We start from the raw sequence: 20,442 nt of genomic DNA, 5'->3' as shown, positions 1-20,442 counted from the left end.
CGGCTCAATCCAGCCCCTCAGGCGTTTGAGGAGCGGGGGCCCGGGGGCTGGCCCCCGGACGGGGGTCGAAGGGGGCAGCGCCCCCTGGGGATGGGACGGGTAGGGGCGGCGGGGGCGAGATTAGAATCGGGGAGTGAACGCCCCCGTACCCCCCGCGGAAGCCCTGCGCAGCAGACTCGCCACCCTCCTCGACGGCCTCCCGCCCAAGCAGGCGTCCCAAGCAGTGGACCGCCTCATCTCCACCTACCGGGGCACCACCCCCACCCACACCCCCATCCTCCGCGACCGGGCGGACGTGGCCGCCTACGCCGCCTACCGCATGCCCGCCACCTTCGAAGCAGCCCACACAGCCCTCGAAGAACTCGCCGCGGCCACCCCGGACTGGACCCCCACCACCCACACAGACGTAGGCGGTGGCACAGGAGCCGCCACCTGGGCCGTCTCCGCCACCTGGCCCGGCCCCCGCGAGGTAACCGTCCTCGACTGGGCCGAGCCCGCCCTCGCGCTGGGCAAGGAACTCGCCGCCACCAACCCACCCCTGCGCGAAGCGACTTGGCAGAAGGCCCGCATCGGCAAGTCCCTCACCCTCGCCCCCACCGACCTGGTCACGGTCTCCTACGTTCTCAACGAACTGGCGGAACAGGACCGCACCGCCCTGATCGACGCCACCGCGACAGCCGCGCAAGCGGTCGTCATCGTCGAGGCCGGCACCCCCGCCGGCTACGCCCGAGTGATCGAGGCCCGCACCCGCCTCATCGCGGCGGGCTTCCACATCGCCGCCCCCTGCCCGCACAACGCCCCCTGCCCGATCACCCCCGGCACGGACTGGTGCCACTTCTCGGCGCGGGTCAGCCGCTCCTCCCTGCACCGCAAGGTCAAGGGCGGCTCACTGCCGTACGAGGACGAGAAGTTCAGCTACGTGGCGGCGACCCGCTTCGAGCCCGCCCAGGCGCCCGCGCCGGCCCGGGTCATCCGCCGACCCCAGATCCGCAAGGGCCAGGTCCTCCTCGACCTGTGCGAGCCCGACGAACAGCTGCGCCGCACGACGGTCACCAAACGCCACGGCGACCTGTACAAGGCGGCCCGGGACGCGGACTGGGGCGACACCTGGCCGCCGCCCACCGCACAGCCGTAGAAACCACCGGGCCGGTACCGTCAACCCATGGTCAAGAAGCCCACTCCCGACCGCGCCGCTCCCGACCGCGCCACCCCCGACGCCACCCGCCGCAGCGACAGGTCCCGGCGGGCGATCCACGACGCCGCGCTCGCCCTCGTCGCGGAGGTCGGCTACGCGAAGACCACCGTCGAGGGCATCGCCGCGCGGGCCGGTGTGGGCAAGCAGACCATCTACCGCTGGTGGCCGTCGAAGGCGGACGTGCTGCTGGAGGCGTTCATCGACATGGGCGAGCGGGCGGCGCGGGACGCCGGACACGAGCCGTACCGCATCCCCGACACCGGAGACCTCGCCGCCGACCTCAAGGCCGTGCTGCGGGCCACGGTCGACGAACTGCTCGACCCCGCCTTCGAGGCGCCGTCCCGCGCGCTGGCCGCCGAGGGCCTCGTCAACGAGCAGCTCGGCCGCGAGTTCGTGGCCAAGCTCCTGGAGCCCCAACTCCAGCTCTACGTCGACCGGTTGCGCTCGGCCCAGGACGCGGGCGGGGTACGCGCGGACGTGGACCCCCGGATCGCCCTGGAACTGTTCGTCTCCCCGCTCGCCCAGCGCTGGCTCCAGCACACGGGACCGATCTCGTACGCGTACACGGACACCCTCGTCGACTACGCGCTCAACGGTCTCGCGCCCAGGTGACACCCGGTGCCGACAGGCGCCATGGTGTCGGGACCACCCCAGATGTCGGCTCTGCACCCCCCGGAGCGCAGGACGATGGGACCATGAGGCATGCTGTTGGGACGACAGCGAGGCGAGGTGCAGATGAGCGGGGACCGCGCGGATTCGGCCGGCCGGACCGGCCTGCAGGGCAGAATCTCCCAGTGGCTGCGCGGACGCGGGCCCAAGGAGGCCACCGGCGACGGTGGACGTGAGGCCCTGCTGCTGGCGGCCGCCGGAGCGGGGCTGCCGCTCGCGCCCGCCGCGTATCCGGCCGCCGGCTACGGCTGTTCCTGCGACCGCGTGGGCTGTCCCACCCCGGCGCGGCACCCGGTGTCCTTCGCGTGGCAGACGCAGTGCACGACCGACAAGGCGCAGATCGAGCGCTGGGCCCGGCATCAGCCGCAGGCCAACTTCATCACCGCGACCGGCATGGTGCACGACGTCCTGGACGTGCCGCTGGAGGCGGGCCGGTCGGCGCTGGAGCGGCTGCTCGGTGCCGGCGTCGAGGTCGGACCCGTCGCCGAGAGCTCCGACGACCGGCTGCTGTTCTTCACCCTCACCCGCGGCACCCCCGAGGACGAGGACGAGTGGTGGCCGTGCGAGCTGGACTGCCACCCCGAGACGATGGACGAGCACCACGGACTGCGCTGGCACTGCCGCGGGTCCTACGTCCTCGTACCGCCCGCCCGGCTCCCGGGTGACGACGGCCGGTCCGTGCGGTGGGTGCGCGGTCTCGAACACCCGCTGCCCGACCCGCTGAGCCTGCTGGAGACCCTCACCGACGCGTGCGCCCGGTACGCGGGCGAGGAGCCCGACCACGCGAGCGCGGCCTGGCCTTCGCGCCACTGAGCGCTCAACTCTCCTGCGGGGCCGGGTGGTTCAGGATCCGGTTCAGGAGCCCTCGGCCGACGTCAGCCCCTCCAGGCGGGCCATGATCGTCACCTTGCCGCCGCTCTTCGGGTCCAGTGCCACCCCGTTGGAGACGAACTCCATGGTGAGCGACTGCTTGATCTCGCCGGTCGTCAGGGCCTGCACGTTCGCGTTCGGGGTGGGGATCGAGGTGCCCACCGCGGCGGTCTCCTTCTCGAAGCGCCGGGTCGTGAAGAACACCAGCGCGCCGCCGTCCTCGGTGCGCAGCGCCAGCGGGGCGTAGTCGCCGCTGGTGACCGGCTCGTCGATGTACTGCGTCACCAGGCCCGGCTTCTTCGCCGACTTCGCGCGCTGGGAGCGCCACTGGTCGGTGTGCGGGCCGGGGGCGAAGGTCTGCCCGCCGTTCTTCAGGTACGTCGCGTAGTCGTTGCTCAACTGCGCGGGCGGGACGGTGAGTTCGGTGGAGTTGGCGGGCACGGCCTCGGCCCAGCCGGCGGCGTCCTTCTTGACCTCGGGCAGCGAGCCGGGCGAGATCAGCGTCAGATACGCCACCTGGAAGGGCTCGGCCAGGTCGTCGCGGGTGAACACCAGCAGCCAGTGCAGGTTTCCGCCCTTGTTGCCCTTCGCCTCGGCGACGAACCAGCGCGGCCAGCCCGCCTTCTTCGGGATCGTGAACGTCGCGTCGGTCAGCGTCAGCGGCGTGTGCGCCGGATTGCCGGCCGGGCTGTTGGTGTGACCGGCCTTCAGCCGGGCCGCGTCGATGTCGCCCAGGGCGCCGGTGACATGGTCGGCGTCGAGCGAACTGTCGTAGGCCTTGTCCGCCGCGTTGTACGCGGTCGTGAACTGCTGAAGTGCCTTGGCGGCCTCGGCCCGGGTGGTCGCGGGGAGCACCTCGCGCTCGCCGTGCACCACCACACAACCGCTCGCCGTCAGTGACAGAGCGGTCACCGAGGCCGCCGTCAGTACGCGCCGGTCAAGCCTGCGGAGCCTTCGAGGGCCGCGATCCCTGCTCATCAGGTGTCTTCACCTTCCCCTTCCCGGAGGCGAACCCTACCGGGGCGAAGAAGAACGCGAGCGTCGGGATCAGGTACAGCAGCCACACCGTGACCTGGAGGACGGTCGGGTCCGGCTGGAAGTTGAGGACGCCCTTGAGGAGGGTGCCGTACCAGCTGTCCGGCGGGATCGTGTCGCTGATGTCGAAGGCCAGGTTCGTCAACCCCGGGACCCAGTCGGCCTCCTGGAGGTCGTGGAAGCCGTACGCCAGCACGCCCGCCGCGACGACGACCAGCATGGCGCCGGTCCAGGTGAAGAACTTGGCCAGGTTGATCCGCAGGGCGCCGCGGTAGAAGAGCCAGCCCAGGAGGACGGCGGTGGCGAGACCGAGGGCGACGCCGACCAGCGGGCGCGGGGTGCCGTCGCTCGCCGCGTGCACCGACGCCCATACGAACAGGGCGGTTTCGAGGCCCTCGCGGCCGACGGCGAGGAACGCGGTGGCGACCAGCGCGCCCGTGCCCATCGCGAGGGCCGCGTCCAACTTGCCGTGCAGTTCCGACTTCAGGTGCCGGGCGGTGCGCCGCATCCAGAACACCATCCACGTCACCAGGCCGACCGCGACGATCGACAGCGAGCCGCCGAGCGCCTCCTGGGCCTGGAACGTCAGCTCCTGGGAGCCGAATTCGAGCGCGCAGCCGAAACCCATCGCGATGAGCACGGCGACGGCGATGCCGATCCAGATCGGCCGCAGGGCGTCCCTGCGGTCCGTCTTGACCAGGTAGGCGATCAGGATGCAGACGACGAGGCTGGCTTCCAGGCCCTCGCGCAGCCCGATCAGGTAGTTGGAGAACACGCGTCAGGCCTCCTTGGAGAACAGCGTGCTGCCCCACCAGTCGTCCTTGTCGCGGACGCCCGGCGGGACGGCGAAGACCGCCGAACCCACGTGCTGGATGTACTCGTTGAGGGCGTCCTTCGCCGACAGGCTCCGCTGCAGCGGGATGAACCCCTCGCGGACGTCCCGCTGGTAGGCGAGGAAGAACAGGCCCGCGTCCAACCGGCCCAGGCCGTCGGTTCCGTCGGTGAAGGAGTAGCCCCGGCGCAGGATCGTGATCCCGTGGTTGGAGTCGGGGTGCGCGAGCCGGACGTGCGCGTCCGGTTTCATCGCCTTCAGGAACGGCGGGTCGTGCTCCTTGGCCTTGCCGACCGCCGCGCCCTCGCCCTTGTCCCGGCCGAAGATGTCCTCCTGCTCCTGCAGCGAGGTGCGGTCCCAGGTCTCGATGTGCATCCGGATCCGCCGGGCGACCAGATACGAACCCCCGGTCATCCAGGCCGAGTTGGCGTCCCCGTCACCGTCGGCGACCCACACGAACTTCTTCAGCCGGTCCGTCTCGGTGCCCGCGATGTTGCGGGTGCCGTCCTTGAAGCCCATCAGGTTGCGCGGGGTCTGCGCGTTGGGCGTGGTCGAGGACGTCTTGCCGAAACCCAGCTGCGACCAGCGGATGTTGACCGTGCCGAAGCCGATCCTGGCGAGGTTGCGGATCGCGTGCACGGCGACCTGCGGGTCGTCCGCGCAGGCCTGGATGCACAGATCGCCGCCGGTACGGGTCTTGTCGAGGTTGTCGCCGGGGAACTGCGGCAGATCCGCCAGCGCCGCGGGCCGTCGGTCGGCGATCTGGAACTTCTCGCCGAACTTCTCGAACAGTGAGGGACCGAAGCCGATCGTCAGCGTCAGCCGCGAGGGCTTGAGCCCCAGCGCCTCGCCGGTGTCGTCCGGCGGCGCCTCGGCGAGACCGCCGTACGCGCCGTCCCCGACCGCCTTCCCGGCGGTCATCCTTCGTGCCGCCTCGGTCCAGTCCTTCAGCATCCGCACGAACTCGGCGCGGTCCTCGGTCTGTACGTCGAACGCGGCGAAGTGCAGCCTGTCCTGCACCGGCGTGGCGATACCGGCCTGGTTGGCGCCGTGGAAGGCGACCGCCGCGCCCGTCTCGGCGGCGGCCGGGTCCATGTCGTCGCCGGAGCGGACCGCCGCGACCGTGCCGCCGGCCACGGCGGCGCCGAGCGCGAGCCCGGCACCGCCCCAGCCGATCAGCGAACGCCGCGAGGGTGCCTTGGAGTCGGCGGCCTCGGTGGCGGCTTCCTGCGTGTCCGTCATGGTCGGTCCCCTACTTCACGACGGTGGCGGCGAGCTTGGAGAGCGGCTCCGCTAGGGCGTTGACCGCGTCCGACAGCTCCTTCTGCTTGGGCTTGGTGACCGTGGCGTACGACACGAAGCCGTTGTACGCCTTGTCGTGCGGGCTGTCGGAGCGGTACCTGTCCAGCAGCGTGTTGAGCGAGGCGAACTGCTTGTCCAGCTCGGTGGTGAGGGCCGCGTCGTTCTTCTGGGCGACCGGCTTGAGCAGCTCGTACGCCTTCTGCGCGCCGTCGACGTTGGCCTTGAAGTCGCTCAGGTCGGTGTGCGAGTAGCGGTCCTCCTCACCGGTGACCTTGCCGGTGGCGACCTCGTCGAGCAGTTCCTTGGCGCCGTTGGCCATCGAGGTCGGGGTGATCTCCGCCTTGCCGACCCGCTTCTGCCAGTCCTTCAGGTCGGTGAGCAGCTCATCGGCGAGGGCCTTCTGCTCGGCGCCGATCTTCTTGTCCTGCCACAGGGCCTTCTCCAGCGCGTGCCAGCCGGTCCACTTCTGGCCCTTCTCCAGGCCGTCGGCGCGGGTGTCGGTCTTGGGGTCGATGTCCCCGAACGACTCGGCGATCGGCTCGGTGGTCTCCCAGCCGACGCGGGAGGGAGCGTAGGCGTTCTGGGCGGCGGTGAGGTCGCCCGCCTTGATGGCGTTGACGAACGTCTCGACCTTCGGGATCGTCGTGTCGGCCTCGTTCTGCGCGTACTCACGGTAGGCGGCGACGGCCGCGTCCAGCTTCGGGTCGCGCTTGGCGACCGAGCCGCCGGTGACCGTGAGCTTCTGCCGGACGCCGTGGCCCTTCATGCCGGGCCGGCAGGCGATCTCGTACGAACCCGCCTTGACCTCGGCGGTGAGCGTGTACTTGGTGCCCGGGCCGATGTTCTCCTTCTCGGAGACGATCCGGTCGTCCGGGAAGAGGATCTCGACCTCGGTCGCCTTGGAGCCCGTGTTCTCGATCTTCAGGGTGACCTGACCGGCCGCCACCGACGTGGTGGAGGTGTCGCACTTGGAGTCGGCGGCGGTCACCTGGATCGCGTCGTCACCGTCGCCCGAGCTCTTCTCGGTGCAGCCGGTGACGGCGGCCAGGGCCGCGGCGGTGGCGACTGCGGTGACGGCGGAGAGTCTGACGGCTCGCATGCAGGCTCCTGAGGATGGCGAAAAATCGCGTGTCGGGGCTCACACGGGGATGGTGAGGCTCGCCTAACTTAACTGAGCCTTGCCTGCGTGATACCCACCCATGCGGTGATTCAGCTCTCATGGCAGACCTACGGGCACGGGCCGATCACGGCGACCTAAAACGTACCCCAAGAAACCTTCAAAGGAACTTCAAAGGATTCGTCTCGGGGTGATCAGAACCGCGTCCGTGCGCGGGTGTTGAAGGACCTCGACGGGCTGGTCGTAGACCCGGGAGAGCAAGGCCTCGGTGAAGACCTCGGCCGGCGGGCCGGCCGCGGCGACCCGCCCGGCGCACAGGATCGCGACCCGGTGCGCGTAGGCGGCGGCGAGCCCCAGATCGTGCAGTACGACGACCACGGCGTCCCCCGCCCGCGCCCGCTCCCGGCACAGCCGCAGCACCAGCTCCTGGTGTCTCAGATCGAGCGCGGCGGTCGGCTCGTCCAGCAGCAACAGCGGGGCGCGCTGGGCGAGTACGCGTGCGAGGGCGACCCGGGCGCGCTCGCCGCCGCTCAGCGCGTTGAAGGGACGCGCGGCGAACGCGGTCACCTCGGTACGGGCCATCGCGTCGGCGACGGCGAGGTCGTCCTCGGCGGGTGCGGAGGCGTGCGTCGCGAGGTGCGGGGCACGGCCCATCCGGACGACCTCCTCCACGGTGAAGGGGAAGGAGAGCGTCGCCGACTGGGGGAGTACCGCCCGGCGCAGGGCGAGTTCGGGGGTGGTCCACTCGGTGGTGGGGCGGCCGTCGATACGGACAGTGCCGGCGGTCGGCGGCAAGTCGGCGGCGAGTGCGCCCAACAGGGTGGACTTTCCCGCCCCGTTGGGCCCGACCAGGGCGAGGATCTCGCCGGCCCGCGCCTGCACGTCGACACCGTGCAGCACCTCACGGGTCCCGAGCCGAATGTGAAGCCGCACGGCCTCGGCGAGTACGTCTCCGGGTTCGGCGGGGGTGGGTGGGGTCGGCCGGGGGCGCAGGAGTCTCATACGGCCGTCCTTGGGCGGAGGGGGCGGAGGGGGGCGGAGGGGGCGGAGGAAGGCGGAAGGGGGTGGATTGGCGCTCAGGTGGGATGTGGGTCGGGGCCGGGCCGGGGGGTGTCCGTCCTCGGTCCGGTGGCACATGGAGTTCTGGACGGGCCGTGTCTTGACACCGGACACTGCGGGCGGACACCCCCCGGCCCGTCCCCTTCCCGCCGTACGCGGCTGCGGGTGGTTCACCGCCGGGGGCCCTGGGTGTCGTGGTCGTCGGCGGTCGGACAGCGGCGGAGTGCGTCGTCCTCGTGGACTGTCGTGGGTGGGGTGGCGGCGGTCGCCGCGGCGGCGAGGTCGTCTAGGGCGGCGCGGAGCGCCTGCAGGGCGGGCAGGCGGAGTTGGGGCCGGTTGAGCGCACGCCCGGCGGACGGGGGCGGGGGCAGGGGAGGCGGGACGAGGGCGGGGTGCCGGCATAGCGCAGGGCCAGGACGCCCGCGTATCGCATGACCTCAACACCCCTCGACACCTGGTCGCTGTCCATGAATGGGCGGCGCCTCATGCCCAACCCCCTTGTCTGCGTCGGGTTCTGAGGAGCAGCCAGAAGAAGAACGGGCTGCCCAGGAGGGCGGTGAGGACGCCGAGGGGGAGTTCCGCGGGGGCGGCGATCGTGCGGGCCGTGAGGTCGGCCGCCAGGAGGACCAGCGCGCCGAGCAGGGCGCTGCCGGGGACGAGGAAGCGGTGGCCGGGGCCCGCCGCCATGCGCAGCAGGTGCGGGACGACCAGGCCGACGAAGCCGATGATGCCGGAGACGCTGACCGCGGCAGCGGTGAGCAGGGCGATCAGAAGGACCAGTGTCAGGCGCAGCCTTTCCACGTCCACACCGAGGTGCCGGGCCGGGCGTTCGCCGAGCGCGAGGAGGTCCAGGCGGCGGGAGTACAGGGGCGCCAGGGCCAGGCCGAGCGCCGCGCACGGCAGCACCGCGAGCACCTTCGGCCAGGTCGCCTGGGAGAGCGAGCCGAGCTGCCAGAACGTGATCTGGTTGACGGCCGTGGTGTCCGCGAAGAAGAGGAACAGACCGATCAGCGCCCCCGCGAAGGCGTTCAGCGCGATGCCGGTCAGGATCAGCGTCACGACCTCCGTACGGCCGCCGGAGCGCGAGGTCGCGTACACCAGCAGGACCGTGCCGAGCCCCGCCACGAAGGCGAACACCGAAACCGTCCACGTGCCAAGGAAGTTCAGCCCGAACGCGATCACCGCGACCGCGCCCACCGCCGCGCCCGACGAGATGCCGATGACCCCGGGCTCGGCGAGCGGATTGCCGAACACGCCCTGCATCAACGCGCCCGCACAACCCAGCGAGGCACCCACCAGTAGCGCGAGCACGATCCGTGGGAAGCGCACGTTCCACAGGACCGACTCCGGTACGCGGTCCAGGGCCGCGCCGCCGAGTCCGATCCGGTGCTGGACGGAGGAGAGGACGTCACCGACCGGGATGGGGTAGGCGCCGAGCCCGGCGGCGGCGGGCACGAGGATCAGCAGGGCGAGCACCAGACCTGCGGTCAGGGTCCAGGCGGTGCTGCGTCGGGGGCGTGCCGGTGCGGGGCTCTCCGTCACCAACCGCTTGTCGAGAACGGTCACTTGGCGTCGCCGTACAGCTGGTCGACGATCGACTTCAGCACCTGGTCGGTGCGCGGCCCGTAGTTGAGCAGCACGCCGTCCTCGATCGAGACGACCCGGCGGTTCATGCCGGCCGGGGTCTGGGCCACGCCCGGGATCTTCACCAGTCCGTCCATGCCCCCGACTGACTCAAGTCCCTTGGTCATGACGAGGATCGCGTCCGGCGCGGCCTTCGCCAGGGCCTCCGTGGTGATGGCCGTGAAGTCCTTGTCCAGCCCCGACTCGGCGCCCGCGTCGACCGCCCCGGCCGCCTCCAGGAGCGAGGTCGCGCCCGAGCCCTTGCCGCCGATGAGATAGACGGAGGCCGAGCCGCGCAGATAGAGGAAGGCGACCCGCGGTTTGTCCGTGTGCGTGGGAACTGCTTTCTGTGCGGCGGCTATTCGTGCTTCGGAGCGCTTCGTCAGTTCCCTCCCCGCGGCCGGTACGCCGAGCGCGTCGGCGACCGCCTGGATGCGCGGGCCGACGTCGTCGAGGCCCTGGGCCGGGTCGACGACCAGGACCGGGACACCGGCGGCGCGGATCTGCCCCATCGCCTCCTCCGGTCCCGTCGTGGCCTCGGCGAGGACCAGATCCGGCTTGAGGGACAGCACGCTCTCGGCGGAGACGTCGTGGTTGCGGGTGACCACCGGGAGCTTCGCCGCCTGTTGGAAGGTGGCGGTGATGTCCCGGGCGACCACCCGGTCGCCGAGCCCGAGCGTGAACACGATCTCGCTGAGGCTGCCGGAGAGCGGCACGATCCGCCGCGCGCCGGAGACGGTCACCTTGTTGCCGTCGGCGGAGGTGACGGTCACCGGCAGGTCGGGCTCCGGGGTGCCGGCCAGCGGTTCCACCCGGTTGGCCGCCGTGGTCGTAGCCGCCGCAGGGGTCTTGCTTTCGCCCCCTCCGCAGGCGGTCGCGGTGAGCGTGAGGGCGAGCACGGAGACCAGTGCTCCTGCCAGTCGAGTGCGCAAGCGTCGCACGGTCCCGTTCGTCCTTCCGGTTCACGCCCGGTCCATGACCAGGTCCGCCGACTGTTTTCGGCAGGCAAAGCTTAGGTTAGCCTTACCTTCGTTCGCTACCGGCAGTCGTATCCGGAGGACTTTCCATGCCCGCGCGCCTACGTGCCCTGATCACCGTGCTGTGCACGGCCGTGCTGGGCGCCCTGCTGCTCCCGGTCACTGCCGCGCACGCGGACAGCAGCACCGTGCGGGGAGGCCGGCTCGACTGGGGCATCAAGTCGTCCTTCCAGAGCTATGTCACCGGCCCGATAGCCAAGGGGAGTTACTCCCTCACCGGCGGCGCGGCGACCGTGGGCAGCAGCCAGTTCCGCTTCCCCTCGGCGACCGGCACCTATGACGGCACCACCGGCGCGTTCAACGCCTCCTATGCCGGCGGGGTGCACTTCGTCGGCCACAAGGAAGGCGACGGCACCTACCAGCTGGACCTCACCCTCAGTCGCCCCACCGTCCGCCTCTCCGGCGCCACCGGAACGCTCTACCTGGACGTCGTCAGCAAGGCGAAGGGCACCGGGACGGTCACGACGTCCTCTCAAGTGCCCTTCGCCACCCTCTCGTTGGGCGGCATCAACATGAAGGGCGGCGGCACCTCGGTCGTCCTGAACAACCTGCCCGCCACCCTCACCGCCCAGGGCGCCAGGTCCTTCGCCGGCTACTACTCGGCCGGCACCGCCCTGGACCCCGTCAGCCTCACGGCGGACATCCAGGCGGCCAGGGCCACTTCCTCGCCGACGCCCACCAAGTCAGCGGCGAAGAAGGAGAAGAAGCCGGCCGCCACCGACGCCATCAAGGACGGCGCCGCCGACTGGGGCGTGCGCCGCACCTTCCGCGAGTACGTCACCGGTGACATCGCCCGCGGCACGTGGACGCTGTCCGACGGTGCCGAGGACGGCGGCGCGCTCTTCCGCTTCCCGGACGGCGAAGGGACGTATGAGAAGGGTGAGTTGACCGCGAGTTTCGCCGGCGCGGTCCGCTTCACCGGCGAGCAGGGCCTCGATCTGAGGCTGCGCGCGGTGCAGGCCGCCGTGCGGGACGGCAAGGGCACCCTCTACGCCGACGTCACGAGGGCGGACTTCACCGGTGAGAAGGTTCCGCTGGTCACCTTCCCAGCGAAGGGCCTCAAGGCCGCCGACGGAGTGGTGAAGCTGACCGAGGCCCCCGCGAAGCTCACCGCCAGGGGCGCCAAGGCCTTCGGCGGCATGTACCAGGCGGGCACCGCGATGGACCCGGTCTCCCTGGCCGTCGCCCTCACCGGCGACGCCGTCCTCCCCGCCCTGCCCGACCTGGGCAGCACACCCACCCTGAGCCCCACGCCCTCGAAGCCGTCCGCTGAACCGGTCCGCGCCGCGAGCACCACCGACGGCGACGGTTTCCCGGTCCTCCCCGTGGGCCTCACGGGCGGCGCCCTGCTGCTGACGGCCGCCGCCTACGCGGTGATCCGCGCCCGTCGCACCCGAGCCACGGCCGACAAGGGCTGATCCCCCCGCAAACGCCACCACCACCATCATCACGAGGAGACGATCCCGCCATGCCAGCCGCCACACCCAGATCCATCGCCCTCGCCGCCGCCGTCGCGGTCACCCTGGGCGCCGGCGCGTTCGCCGCGACCAGCGCGTCGGCCGCCGAAGTGCCGCTCAGCGGCTACGAGTTGACGTGGGGCATCAAGCAGTCGTACCGCACCTACGTGACCGGCGCCGCGGCCGGCACCTTCACCCCGGCGGGCGGCGCCTCGCAGGCGGCGGGCAACGGCGCCTTCACCTTCGTCCAGGGCGCGGGCAGTTACGACTCCGACGCGCACACGGTGGACCTCGCCTTCCAGGGCAGCCTGAACGTCGTCTCCACGCTGCACGGCTTCGACATCAGCCTGTCGGACGTCCAGTTCGACAGCAAGGACGCCGAGTTGACGGCGGACGTGACCAAGGGCGGGACGACGACACAGGACGTGCCGCTCGCGAAGGTCACCGTCACGCGCGAGTTGAAGGACATGGCGACCACGCTGACCAAGGAGGCCGCCGACACCCTCGGCAGCCCCGGCTACGAGGGCGCGGCCGGCGACCCGCTGACGGTGACGGCTCCGACCCCGCCCAGCTCGCCGCCGCCGTCGACGACGCCCACCCCGACCCCGACGCCCACACCCACCCCGACCACCACCCCCACCGCGACGCCCACGGCGACGGACACCGCCACTCCCTCGCCGACGCCCTCCGAGTCGGAGTCCGAGCCCGCTGCCGAGGGCGAGATCCTCGACGGCAGGCTCGGCTGGGGCGTCAAGGAGTCCTTCCGCACCTACGTCGTGGGCAGCGTCGCCAGCGGCAGGATCACGGCATCGGACGGCGCGACCCAGGCCACCGGCAACGGCGCCTTCACGTTCCCCGACGCGACCGGCTCCTACGACAACGACGCGGACACCCTCTCCGTCGCCTTCGAGGGCGCGGTGAACTTCAAGGGCCATGAGACGAACGGCACTTACGCCCTCGACCTCACCCTCAGCGGCCTGGAGGTCGACCTCGACGGCGGCAAGGGCGAGCTGACCGCGGACGTCACCAGCCTCGGCAAGGCGACCGCCGACGTGGTCCTGGCCGACCTCAGCACCAACGACGCCGCCCTCACCCCCGAGGACGACGTCATCACCGTCTCCGGCATCACCGCGACCCTCACCGAGGCCGGTGCGAAGGCCTTCAGCGGCTACTACGCCTCCGGCGCTGAACTCGACCCCGTCACCCTCTCGGTGGCCCTCAGCGACGACGCCACCTTGCCGTCCGACGGCAGCTCGAGCGGTTCCGGCACCTCCTCCGGCCCTTCCTCCGGCGGCTCCACCGGCGGTTCGGGCACGACCGGCTCGACGACGGGCGGCATCAGCGGCGGCCTCGCGTCGACCGGCTCGGACGTACCGGTCACCGCACTCGGCACGGCCTCGGCGGTCGCGGTGGCGGCGGGCGCGGGAGTCGTGTTCGCGATGCGCAGGCGGCGTACGCAGGCGTAAGTCCTTGCCGGACCGGGGGCGCAGGGAACCGCCTGTGTCCCCGGGATGCTTCAATTCCCGCGTGACCGACTACGACGTGCTCCGTGTCTTCTGCGCGCCCAACGGCGGATACGGCAACGAACTCGCCGTCGTCCGCGAGGGCTCGACCCTGCCCGACCCGGACGAGCGGCAGGCGTTCGCGGGCAAACTCGGCTTCAGTGAGACCGTGTTCGTCGACGACCCCGAGCGCGGGGTCATCGACATCTACACCCCCACCCTGCGCCTGCCCTTCGCCGGCCACCCCTGCGTCGGCTCGGCCTGGCTCCTCGACGTGCCCGAACTGGTCACTCCGGCCGGGGTCGTGGGCGCTCGCCTCGACGGCGAGTTCAGCTGGATCGAGGCCCGCGCGGAGTGGGTGCCGCCGCGCACCCTGCGCCAGTACGGCACGGCCGCCGAGGTCGACGCCCTGCCGGTGCCGCCGCCGGGGGAGTGGCTCTACGCCTGGGCCTGGGAGGACGAGGCCGCCGGACGCGTCCGCGCCCGCGCCTTCCCCGGCCGCGACGACGGCATCGACGAGGACGAGGCGACGGGCGCGGCGGCACTGCTCCTGACGGACCAGCTGGGACGGGCGCTCAACATCACGCAGGGGGCCGGGTCGCAGATACTGACGGCTCCGCAGCCTGGGGGATGGGTGGAAGTCGGCGGGCGAGTGTTTCTGGAACGCTAGGTCAGGCGCTGAGCGAGAACTCCTCGCCCAACGCCCGGAAGACTCCCGTGTTCAGCGCGAACGCGTTCTTGCACTCGGACACGATTCGCTGCTTCTCCAAGTCATCCGCCCGCACCGCGTCCAGCAGTTCCCGGTAACCCCGCTTGAACGCCGCCGGGTTGGCGATCTCCTCGAAGACGTAGAACCGCACGCCGTCGCCCTTGCGCGCGAACCCCCACGTCCGCTCCGCCTTGTCGCGGATGATCTGGCCGCCGGAGAGATCGCCGAGGTAGCGCGTGTAGTGGTGGGCGATGTAACCGGCCGGCCACTGCTCGGCGCACTCCCGCACCCGGTCCGCGTACGCATGCGTCGCCGGCAGTGCGGTCAGGCCGGACCGCCAGTCGGCTCCCCGCAGATGCGTCAGGTCCCGCTCCAGCGCGGGCAACCGGAACAACTCGGGCTGAATGAAGGGCCCGGCCACCGGATCCGACGCCAGTCGCGCCGCGGCCGCCTCCAACGCCTCGTACACGAACCACAGTTGCTCGGTGTAGCGCGCGTACGCGTCCACCCCCAGCCGCCCGCCGAGCAGATCGCTCATGAACGTCGAGGTCTCCGCCTCCACATGCTGCTCGTGGGAAGCGGTGCGGATGACTGTCGAGAAGGAGTCCATGCGCGCCATTTTCTGAGGTAAGCCTTACCTAAGTCAACAGCTTCCCGACTTTTGGTCGGTAAAGATGCCGACAGCGTGTCGGTAAAAGAGTACAAGAAAACGGCCCGCCCTCCGAGAGAGCGAGCCGCTTCGGCATCGATCCGAGCCGTGTACCCCTCCGGAGGACTACGGCAGCGTGAGGATCTCCGCCCCCGTCTCCGTCACCACCAGCGTGTCCTCGAACTGGGCCGTCCGCTTCCGGTCCTTCGTCACGACCGTCCACCCGTCGTCCCACATGTCGTACTCGTACGTCCCGAGCGTCAGCATCGGCTCGATCGTGAACGTCATCCCGGGCTGGATGACCGTCGTCGCGTGCGGGCTGTCGTAGTGCGGGATGATCAGCCCGGAGTGGAAGGACGAGTTGATCCCGTGGCCGGTGAAGTCCCGGACCACGCCGTAGCCGAAGCGCTTGGCGTACGACTCGATGACCCGGCCGATGATGTTGATCTGCCGGCCCGGCCTGACGGCCTTGATCGCCCGGTCGAGGGCCTCCCGGGTCCGCTCCACCAGCAGCCGCGACTCCTCGTCGACGTCCCCGACCAGGTAGGTCGCGTTGTTGTCGCCGTGCACCCCGCCGATGTACGCCGTCACGTCGAGGTTGACGATGTCGCCGTCCCGCAGCACGGTCGAGTCCGGAATGCCGTGGCAGATCACCTCGTTGACGGAGGTGCACAGGGACTTGGGAAAGCCGCGGTAGCCGAGCGTCGACGGATAGGCGCCGTGGTCGCACATGTACTCGTGCGCCACCTTGTCCAGTTCGTCGGTGGTGACGCCGGGGGAGATCAGCTTCGCGGCCTCCGCCATCGCCCGCGCGGCGATCCGCCCGGCGACGCGCATCGCCTCGATCGTCTCGGGCGTCTGCACCTCCGGCCCGGTGTACGGCGCCGGCGCGGGCTTGCCCACGTACTCGGGGCGGCGGATGTTTCCGGGTACTTGACGGGTGGGGGAGAGCTCCCCTGGTACGAGCAGCGACTGGCCAGACATGCCAGCGAGTCTAACGAGCCGCCGTGGGGGAACATGTCGGTGGCGAGAGGAGCAGGTCATGGCCTTGTTCAAGAAGCGCACGGTCGGCAAACCGGGCGAGTGGTACTACTGCCTCGAACACAAGACGGTCGAGGAGGGGCCCGACTGCCCCGGCAAGAACCGCTTCGGGCCCTACGCGAGCCGTCAGGAGGCCGAGCACGCGATGGAGACGGCCCGCGAGCGCAACCTGGAGTGGGAGAACGACCCCAACTGGCACGACGCCCCCAAGGGCGGCCCCGAGGGCAAGTAGCCGGACCCGGGCCCGGTCGGAGGCGCGGACCCACGTCCGTGCTTCCGCCCGGGCCCCATGCCTGTCTCCACCACCTCCGTGCCGATGCCGGTGCCCGATGGGGATGCCAATGCCTACGCCTGGGTCTACGCCTGGGCCTGCGCCTGGCTCGCCGACGGCACCGCGGCGGTCGCCTTCCGCTGCGCACGCACGCGTGCCGCGTGCTCGCTGGTCCGCTCGTCGTAGCGCATCAGCCCCGGCAGGCACAGCGCCAGCAGCCCGACCGCGCCCGCGCACAGCAGCCCGCCCGACCAGACGGACGCCCGTACGCCCCACCAGGCGGCGAATCCGCCCGACCTGACCTGGCCGAGGGTGGGTCCGACGGAGTACGAGAGCAGTTCGATCCCGGCGAGCCGGCCCCGTAGCTCGTCTGGGATGGTCTGGTTCCACATGGCGCTGCGGAAGATGCCGCTGACCATGTCGCAGCTGCCGGCCACGGTCAGGAAGAGCAGCACCAGCCATACGTTGCCGGCGACGCCGGCGCACGCGATCGCCAGGCCCCACAGCGCGGCCGACAGGACCACCATCCGCCCGTGCCGGTGCACCCGCGAGGTCCAGCCGCCGGTCAGGCCCACCAGCATCGCCCCGAACGGCACGGCCGCGTACATCAGGCCCAGTGACCACTCGGCGTTCAGCTCGTCCGCGAGGAAGGGCAGCAGGGCGAGCGGCATCGCCAGGAACATCGCGGCCAGGTCGACGGCGTAGGTGCCGAGCAGTTCCTTGCGGCTCCAGGCGTACCGGGCGCCCTCGACGATCGCGGCCAGCGACGGCTTCGCGGCCTCGCGCGCGGCGGGGGCGGCGGCGATGCGGACCATGAGGGCGGCGGAGACGACGAAGGTCAACAGGTCGGCGCCGTACGCCCAGCCGAGGCCCGCGTATGCCACGACCACGCCCGCGAGGGCCGGTCCGGCGACGCCGCCGACCGTCCAGCGCAGCGCGTTCAGCGAGGCCGCGGCCGGCAGGTGTTCGTGCGCCACGATCCGGGGCCAGAGCGAGTCGAGGGCGGGGCGCTGTACGGAGACCAGGGCGGAGGAGAGCGCGGCGACGACGTACAGCGGCCAGACGGCGGGGCTCGGCAGCAGCGCGTTGACCAGCAGCAGCGCGGACAGCAGGCCCTGTCCGGCCTCCGTCCACAGGATCAGCTTCCGCTTGTCCAGGGCGTCGGCCAGCGCACCGCCGTACAGCCCGAAGACGATCAGCGGCACCAGCTCCACGGCCCCGATCGCCCCCACGGCCGCCGCGGACTCGGTGAGTTCCTTGATCTGCACCGGCAGCGCGACGAAGGTCAGAAAGCTGCCGAAGGTCGAGATCATCCCCGAGAACCACAGCCGCCGGAAGTCCCGTGAGGCCCGCCAGGGGGCGAGATCGGGCAGGAGGCCGCGCAGGCGGGAGGGGGTTTCGGGGGCGTCTTCGGTCACGAAGTGCCATGTTCGGGCTGCATGGCTGCCCGGGGCAAACGCTTTTCCGGGCGCCCCACCTGCGGTGCCTCGCCCCTACCGGGCTACCAGCGGGCCGGCGGCGGTGCCGTCAACTGGTCGGCCAGCCGGGACAGGCGGTCCCTGAAGCGGCGGTGGCCCCGGGGCGCGGGGAGCGGGGTCTCGCCGGCCGCCGCGCTCACCAGGTGCTGGACGGTGTCGAGGTCGAGTTCGGAGCCCTGCGGGACCGTGAGTGACTCGTGGGCCAGGGAGACCAGTTGCTCTTCACCGGGGCCCAGCGCCAGGACCGTCGCCCCGGCCCGGCGGGCGTCGTGCACACGCTCCAGGAGGGGCACGTCCGGTCCGCCCGGCGACACCACGAGCAGCGTCTCGCCGCGCCGGGCCGCCGCCAACCGGCCGAGACCGACGGCCAGATGGGCGGGGTCCGCGGCCTGTGCCCCGTGCCGTACGAGCGTCGGTGCCAGTTCCGGCGTACCCGACCAGGCGGCCTCGTCGACGAGGTGGGCCGCCAGATGCCAGGGCTCGTACTCCGGGGTGCCGACGAGGAGCAGCCCACCGCCGTGCGAGACGACCGACCCGCGCAGCGCCCCCGCGAACCTCCTTGTGGCGCCCAGCCATTCGGTCCCGGCGAGCACTTCACGCAGCAGCGCGACACGTACGGAGTCCATGCCCCGCATCCTGCACCAACCGGCGGTTCGTGATCCGGTGTTCACCACGAATTCGCCCAACTTGGGCAATCGGGTCAGTTGTCGGAGATCAACGACGATCACGAGGAGTACGTCCATGGCAGAGGCCACCGTCCCCTTCCGCGCCGGCCGCGAGGGGTACGCCAGTTATCGGATCCCGGCCGTGGTCCGCACCGCCGCCGGCACCCTGGTCGCCTTCTGCGAGGGCCGGGTCGCCTCCGCGCGCGACTACGGCCACATCGACATCGTGGTCAAGCGGTCCACCGACGGCGGCCGCACCTGGGGCCCGCTCCAGGTCGCGGCGAGCAACGGCACCGACCTCGCCGGCAATCCCGCCCCGGTCGTCCTCGACACCGGCCGGATCCTCCTGGTGCACGTCCGGTCGGCCGCCACCGCCTCCGAGGACCTGATCCTGCGGGGCGAGGTGACGGACGCCGACGGACGCCGGGTGTGGGTGCGGCACAGCGACGACGACGGGCTCACCTGGTCGGACCCGGTCGAGATCACCGCGTCGGTGAAGCGGCCCGGCTGGCGCTGGTACGCCACCACCCCCGGCCACGCCCTGCAGTTGAGCACCGGAAGGGTCGTCGTCCCCGCCAACCACACCCTGCCGCCCACCGGCACCGACATCGGCGACGAGGCCAAGTACAACAGCGGCCACTGCCTGCTCAGCGACGACCGGGGCGAGACCTGGTACCTCGGCTACGTCGACGAGAACACCAACGGCTACATCAACTGCAACGAGACCACCGCCGCCGAACTCCCCGACGGCCGCGTCTACTTCAACACCCGCAACGACTCCCCGTCGCCCGGCAACCGCGCCGACGCCCACTCCGAGGACGGCGGCCGGACCCTGCACACCCCCTTCCGCCCCCAGGCCGGCCTCACCGGACCCGTCTGCGAGGGCAGCCTGCTCCAGCTCGACGACCCCGACGTCCTCCTCTTCTCCGGCCCCGCCCTCCCCGACGGCCGCGCCCTGATGACCGTCCGCGCCTCCACCGACAGCGGGAGGACCTGGCGTCCGGTCTTCACGGCCGACGGCCTGCCCGCCGCCTACTCCGACCTCGTCCGCGTCGACGCCCGGACGGTCGGACTCCTCTACGAGACCGGCGACTTCGGGGCGTACGAACGAGTCGTATTCCGCACAGTGCCCGTGACGGCGCTCACCTGACCGGCGAGGGGGGTCGGGGCGCACGTACAGTCGGCCCATGACCTCTACCGACAGTGCTGCACAGACCCCCGCGAAGGCCCCCGCCAAGGACCCGTGGGACCTCCCCGACGTCTCCGGTCTGGTCGTCGGCGTCCTCGGCGGGACCGGCCCGCAGGGCAAGGGCCTCGCCTACCGGCTGGCCCGGGCCGGCCAGAAGGTGATCATCGGCTCGCGGGCCGCAGAGCGCGCGCAGGCCGCCGCCGACGAGCTCGGGTACGGCGTCGAGGGCGCCGACAACGCGGAGACCGCGCGGCGCAGTGACGTCGTGATCGTCGCCGTGCCCTGGGACGGCCACGGCAAGACCCTTGAGTCCCTGCGCGAGGAACTGGCCGGCAAGCTGGTCGTCGACTGCGTCAACCCGCTCGGCTTCGACAAGAAGGGCGCCTACGCGCTGAAGCCGGAGGAGGGCAGCGCCGCCGAACAGGCCGCCGCCCTGCTGCCGGACTCCCGGGTCGCCGCCGCCTTCCACCATCTCTCGGCGGTCCTGCTGCAGGACCCGGAGATCGAGGAGATCGACACCGATGTGATGGTCCTCGGCGAGGAGCGGGCCGACGTCGAGATCGTGCAGGCCCTGGCCGGCCGCATCCCCGGCATGCGCGGAGTCTTCGCCGGCCGGCTGCGCAACGCCCACCAGGTGGAGTCCCTGGTGGCGAACCTGATCTCGGTGAACCGCCGCTACAAGGCACACGCGGGGCTGCGCGTCACGGACGTGTGAGCGGGTGGGGGAGACTGGTGGGTGCCC

At 71.4% G+C, this 20,442-nt stretch carries 20 protein-coding genes; 9 read left to right on the top strand and 11 right to left on the bottom strand.

Annotated features, from left to right (window positions below; translation table 11 throughout):
• Positions 1-133: 133 nt before the first annotated feature.
• The 3 genes from ACIQI8_RS12540 (at position 134) to ACIQI8_RS12530 (ending at position 2,677) form a co-directional block, all read left to right on the top strand.
• Complete coding sequence (locus ACIQI8_RS12540) at positions 134-1,135, top strand: small ribosomal subunit Rsm22 family protein (protein ID WP_402348091.1); 1,002 nt, start codon at positions 134-136, stop codon at positions 1,133-1,135.
• A 27-nt stretch (positions 1,136-1,162) separates the two neighbouring features.
• The gene (locus ACIQI8_RS12535) at positions 1,163-1,807 is read left to right on the top strand and encodes a TetR/AcrR family transcriptional regulator (protein ID WP_402348088.1); all 645 of its coding nucleotides are present in this window, start codon (positions 1,163-1,165) and stop codon (positions 1,805-1,807) included.
• 123 nt (positions 1,808-1,930) lie between these two features.
• Positions 1,931-2,677 (top strand): bifunctional DNA primase/polymerase, encoded by a 747-nt coding sequence (locus ACIQI8_RS12530; protein ID WP_402350390.1) that lies wholly within the window; start codon positions 1,931-1,933, stop codon positions 2,675-2,677.
• 42 nt (positions 2,678-2,719) lie between these two features.
• On the opposite strand, the gene ACIQI8_RS12525 is transcribed toward ACIQI8_RS12530, so the two are convergent.
• The 7 genes from ACIQI8_RS12525 to ACIQI8_RS12495 form a co-directional block, all read right to left on the bottom strand.
• Complete coding sequence (locus ACIQI8_RS12525) at positions 2,720-3,712, bottom strand: hypothetical protein (protein WP_402348085.1); 993 nt, start codon at positions 3,710-3,712, stop codon at positions 2,720-2,722.
• Positions 3,672-4,544, bottom strand: a complete 873-nt coding sequence (gene efeU / locus ACIQI8_RS12520) for an iron uptake transporter permease EfeU (RefSeq protein WP_402348082.1) — start codon at positions 4,542-4,544, stop codon at positions 3,672-3,674. The genes ACIQI8_RS12525 and efeU overlap by 41 nt, the downstream gene beginning before the upstream one ends.
• 3 nt (positions 4,545-4,547) lie before the next feature.
• A complete protein-coding gene (efeB, locus tag ACIQI8_RS12515) occupies positions 4,548-5,843 on the bottom strand; it encodes an iron uptake transporter deferrochelatase/peroxidase subunit (protein ID WP_402348080.1) in 1,296 nt (431 codons plus the stop codon).
• Between the two features lie 10 nt (positions 5,844-5,853).
• Positions 5,854-7,002 (bottom strand): iron uptake system protein EfeO, encoded by a 1,149-nt coding sequence (gene efeO, locus ACIQI8_RS12510; protein WP_402348077.1) that lies wholly within the window; start codon positions 7,000-7,002, stop codon positions 5,854-5,856.
• Between the two features lie 189 nt (positions 7,003-7,191).
• Positions 7,192-8,022 (bottom strand): heme ABC transporter ATP-binding protein, encoded by an 831-nt coding sequence (locus ACIQI8_RS12505; protein WP_402348074.1) that lies wholly within the window; start codon positions 8,020-8,022, stop codon positions 7,192-7,194.
• Between the two features lie 540 nt (positions 8,023-8,562).
• Entirely contained in the window at positions 8,563-9,645 is a 1,083-nt protein-coding gene (locus ACIQI8_RS12500; RefSeq protein ID WP_402348071.1) for a FecCD family ABC transporter permease, read from the bottom strand.
• Positions 9,642-10,634 (bottom strand): hemin ABC transporter substrate-binding protein, encoded by a 993-nt coding sequence (locus ACIQI8_RS12495; RefSeq protein WP_402348068.1) that lies wholly within the window; start codon positions 10,632-10,634, stop codon positions 9,642-9,644. Before ACIQI8_RS12495 ends, ACIQI8_RS12500 begins: the two co-directional genes overlap by 4 nt.
• Positions 10,635-10,768: 134 nt before the next feature.
• Here ACIQI8_RS12495 and ACIQI8_RS12490 point away from each other — a divergent pair, with 134 nt between their 5' ends.
• The 3 genes from ACIQI8_RS12490 (at position 10,769) to ACIQI8_RS12480 (ending at position 14,368) form a co-directional block, all read left to right on the top strand.
• A complete protein-coding gene (locus ACIQI8_RS12490; RefSeq protein WP_402348065.1) occupies positions 10,769-12,157 on the top strand; it encodes an HtaA domain-containing protein in 1,389 nt (462 codons plus the stop codon).
• Positions 12,158-12,207: 50 nt separating this feature from the next.
• Entirely contained in the window at positions 12,208-13,662 is a 1,455-nt protein-coding gene (locus tag ACIQI8_RS12485) for an HtaA domain-containing protein (RefSeq protein WP_402348063.1), read from the top strand.
• Positions 13,663-13,723: 61 nt separating this feature from the next.
• Positions 13,724-14,368 carry a PhzF family phenazine biosynthesis protein gene (locus ACIQI8_RS12480; RefSeq protein ID WP_402348060.1) on the top strand — a complete coding sequence of 215 codons (645 nt, stop codon included), beginning with the start codon at positions 13,724-13,726 and terminating at the stop codon, positions 14,366-14,368.
• A 1-nt stretch (position 14,369) separates the two neighbouring features.
• On the opposite strand, the gene ACIQI8_RS12475 is transcribed toward ACIQI8_RS12480, so the two are convergent.
• Positions 14,370-15,017 carry a heme oxygenase (biliverdin-producing) gene (locus ACIQI8_RS12475; protein WP_402348057.1) on the bottom strand — a complete coding sequence of 216 codons (648 nt, stop codon included), beginning with the start codon at positions 15,015-15,017 and terminating at the stop codon, positions 14,370-14,372.
• A 165-nt stretch (positions 15,018-15,182) separates the two neighbouring features.
• A complete protein-coding gene (map, locus tag ACIQI8_RS12470) occupies positions 15,183-16,040 on the bottom strand; it encodes a type I methionyl aminopeptidase (protein WP_402348055.1) in 858 nt (285 codons plus the stop codon).
• 58 nt (positions 16,041-16,098) lie between these two features.
• Between map and ACIQI8_RS12465 the strand changes: the two genes are divergently transcribed.
• The gene (locus ACIQI8_RS12465; RefSeq protein WP_402348052.1) at positions 16,099-16,329 is read left to right on the top strand and encodes a hypothetical protein; all 231 of its coding nucleotides are present in this window, start codon (positions 16,099-16,101) and stop codon (positions 16,327-16,329) included.
• Positions 16,330-16,454: 125 nt separating this feature from the next.
• Here ACIQI8_RS12465 and ACIQI8_RS12460 read toward each other — a convergent pair whose 3' ends face one another.
• Both ACIQI8_RS12460 and ACIQI8_RS12455 read right to left on the bottom strand, forming a co-directional pair.
• The gene (locus ACIQI8_RS12460; protein WP_402348049.1) at positions 16,455-17,786 is read right to left on the bottom strand and encodes an MFS transporter; all 1,332 of its coding nucleotides are present in this window, start codon (positions 17,784-17,786) and stop codon (positions 16,455-16,457) included.
• 83 nt (positions 17,787-17,869) lie between these two features.
• Positions 17,870-18,472: a hypothetical protein gene (locus tag ACIQI8_RS12455; RefSeq protein ID WP_402348046.1), complete on the bottom strand. Its 603-nt coding sequence runs from the start codon at positions 18,470-18,472 to the stop codon at positions 17,870-17,872.
• Between the two features lie 115 nt (positions 18,473-18,587).
• Here ACIQI8_RS12455 and ACIQI8_RS12450 point away from each other — a divergent pair, with 115 nt between their 5' ends.
• Positions 18,588-19,661, top strand: coding sequence for an exo-alpha-sialidase (locus ACIQI8_RS12450; protein ID WP_402348043.1), 1,074 nt, complete (start codon positions 18,588-18,590; stop codon positions 19,659-19,661).
• Positions 19,662-19,698: 37 nt separating this feature from the next.
• Positions 19,699-20,415 carry an NADPH-dependent F420 reductase gene (gene npdG / locus ACIQI8_RS12445; protein ID WP_402348040.1) on the top strand — a complete coding sequence of 239 codons (717 nt, stop codon included), beginning with the start codon at positions 19,699-19,701 and terminating at the stop codon, positions 20,413-20,415.
• Positions 20,416-20,442: the final 27 nt, after the last annotated feature.

The sequence above is a fragment of the Streptomyces sp. NPDC092369 genome, from assembly GCF_044755245.1.
Lineage (GTDB): Bacteria > Actinomycetota > Actinomycetes > Streptomycetales > Streptomycetaceae > Streptomyces.
The sequence above is the reverse complement of the archived record's forward strand: the minus strand, read 5'-3'. Positions and strand labels throughout refer to the sequence as shown.

Excerpts from the sequence above, each read along its gene's own strand:
- ACIQI8_RS12535 (WP_402348088.1), top strand. The coding sequence starts at position 1,163 with ATGGTCAAGAAGCCCACTCCCGACCGCGCCGCTCCCGACCGCGCCACC.
- ACIQI8_RS12530 (WP_402350390.1), top strand. The coding sequence starts at position 1,931 with ATGAGCGGGGACCGCGCGGATTCGGCCGGCCGGACCGGCCTGCAGGGC.
- ACIQI8_RS12525 (WP_402348085.1), bottom strand. The coding sequence starts at position 3,712 with ATGAGCAGGGATCGCGGCCCTCGAAGGCTCCGCAGGCTTGACCGGCGC.
- efeB (WP_402348080.1), bottom strand. The coding sequence starts at position 5,843 with ATGACGGACACGCAGGAAGCCGCCACCGAGGCCGCCGACTCCAAGGCA.
- efeO (WP_402348077.1), bottom strand. The coding sequence starts at position 7,002 with ATGCGAGCCGTCAGACTCTCCGCCGTCACCGCAGTCGCCACCGCCGCG.
- ACIQI8_RS12505 (WP_402348074.1), bottom strand. The coding sequence starts at position 8,022 with ATGAGACTCCTGCGCCCCCGGCCGACCCCACCCACCCCCGCCGAACCC.
- ACIQI8_RS12490 (WP_402348065.1), top strand. The coding sequence starts at position 10,769 with ATGCCCGCGCGCCTACGTGCCCTGATCACCGTGCTGTGCACGGCCGTG.
- ACIQI8_RS12485 (WP_402348063.1), top strand. The coding sequence starts at position 12,208 with ATGCCAGCCGCCACACCCAGATCCATCGCCCTCGCCGCCGCCGTCGCG.
- ACIQI8_RS12475 (WP_402348057.1), bottom strand. The coding sequence starts at position 15,017 with ATGGACTCCTTCTCGACAGTCATCCGCACCGCTTCCCACGAGCAGCAT.
- map (WP_402348055.1), bottom strand. The coding sequence starts at position 16,040 with ATGTCTGGCCAGTCGCTGCTCGTACCAGGGGAGCTCTCCCCCACCCGT.
- ACIQI8_RS12465 (WP_402348052.1), top strand. The coding sequence starts at position 16,099 with ATGGCCTTGTTCAAGAAGCGCACGGTCGGCAAACCGGGCGAGTGGTAC.
- ACIQI8_RS12455 (WP_402348046.1), bottom strand. The coding sequence starts at position 18,472 with ATGGACTCCGTACGTGTCGCGCTGCTGCGTGAAGTGCTCGCCGGGACC.
- ACIQI8_RS12450 (WP_402348043.1), top strand. The coding sequence starts at position 18,588 with ATGGCAGAGGCCACCGTCCCCTTCCGCGCCGGCCGCGAGGGGTACGCC.
- npdG (WP_402348040.1), top strand. The coding sequence starts at position 19,699 with ATGACCTCTACCGACAGTGCTGCACAGACCCCCGCGAAGGCCCCCGCC.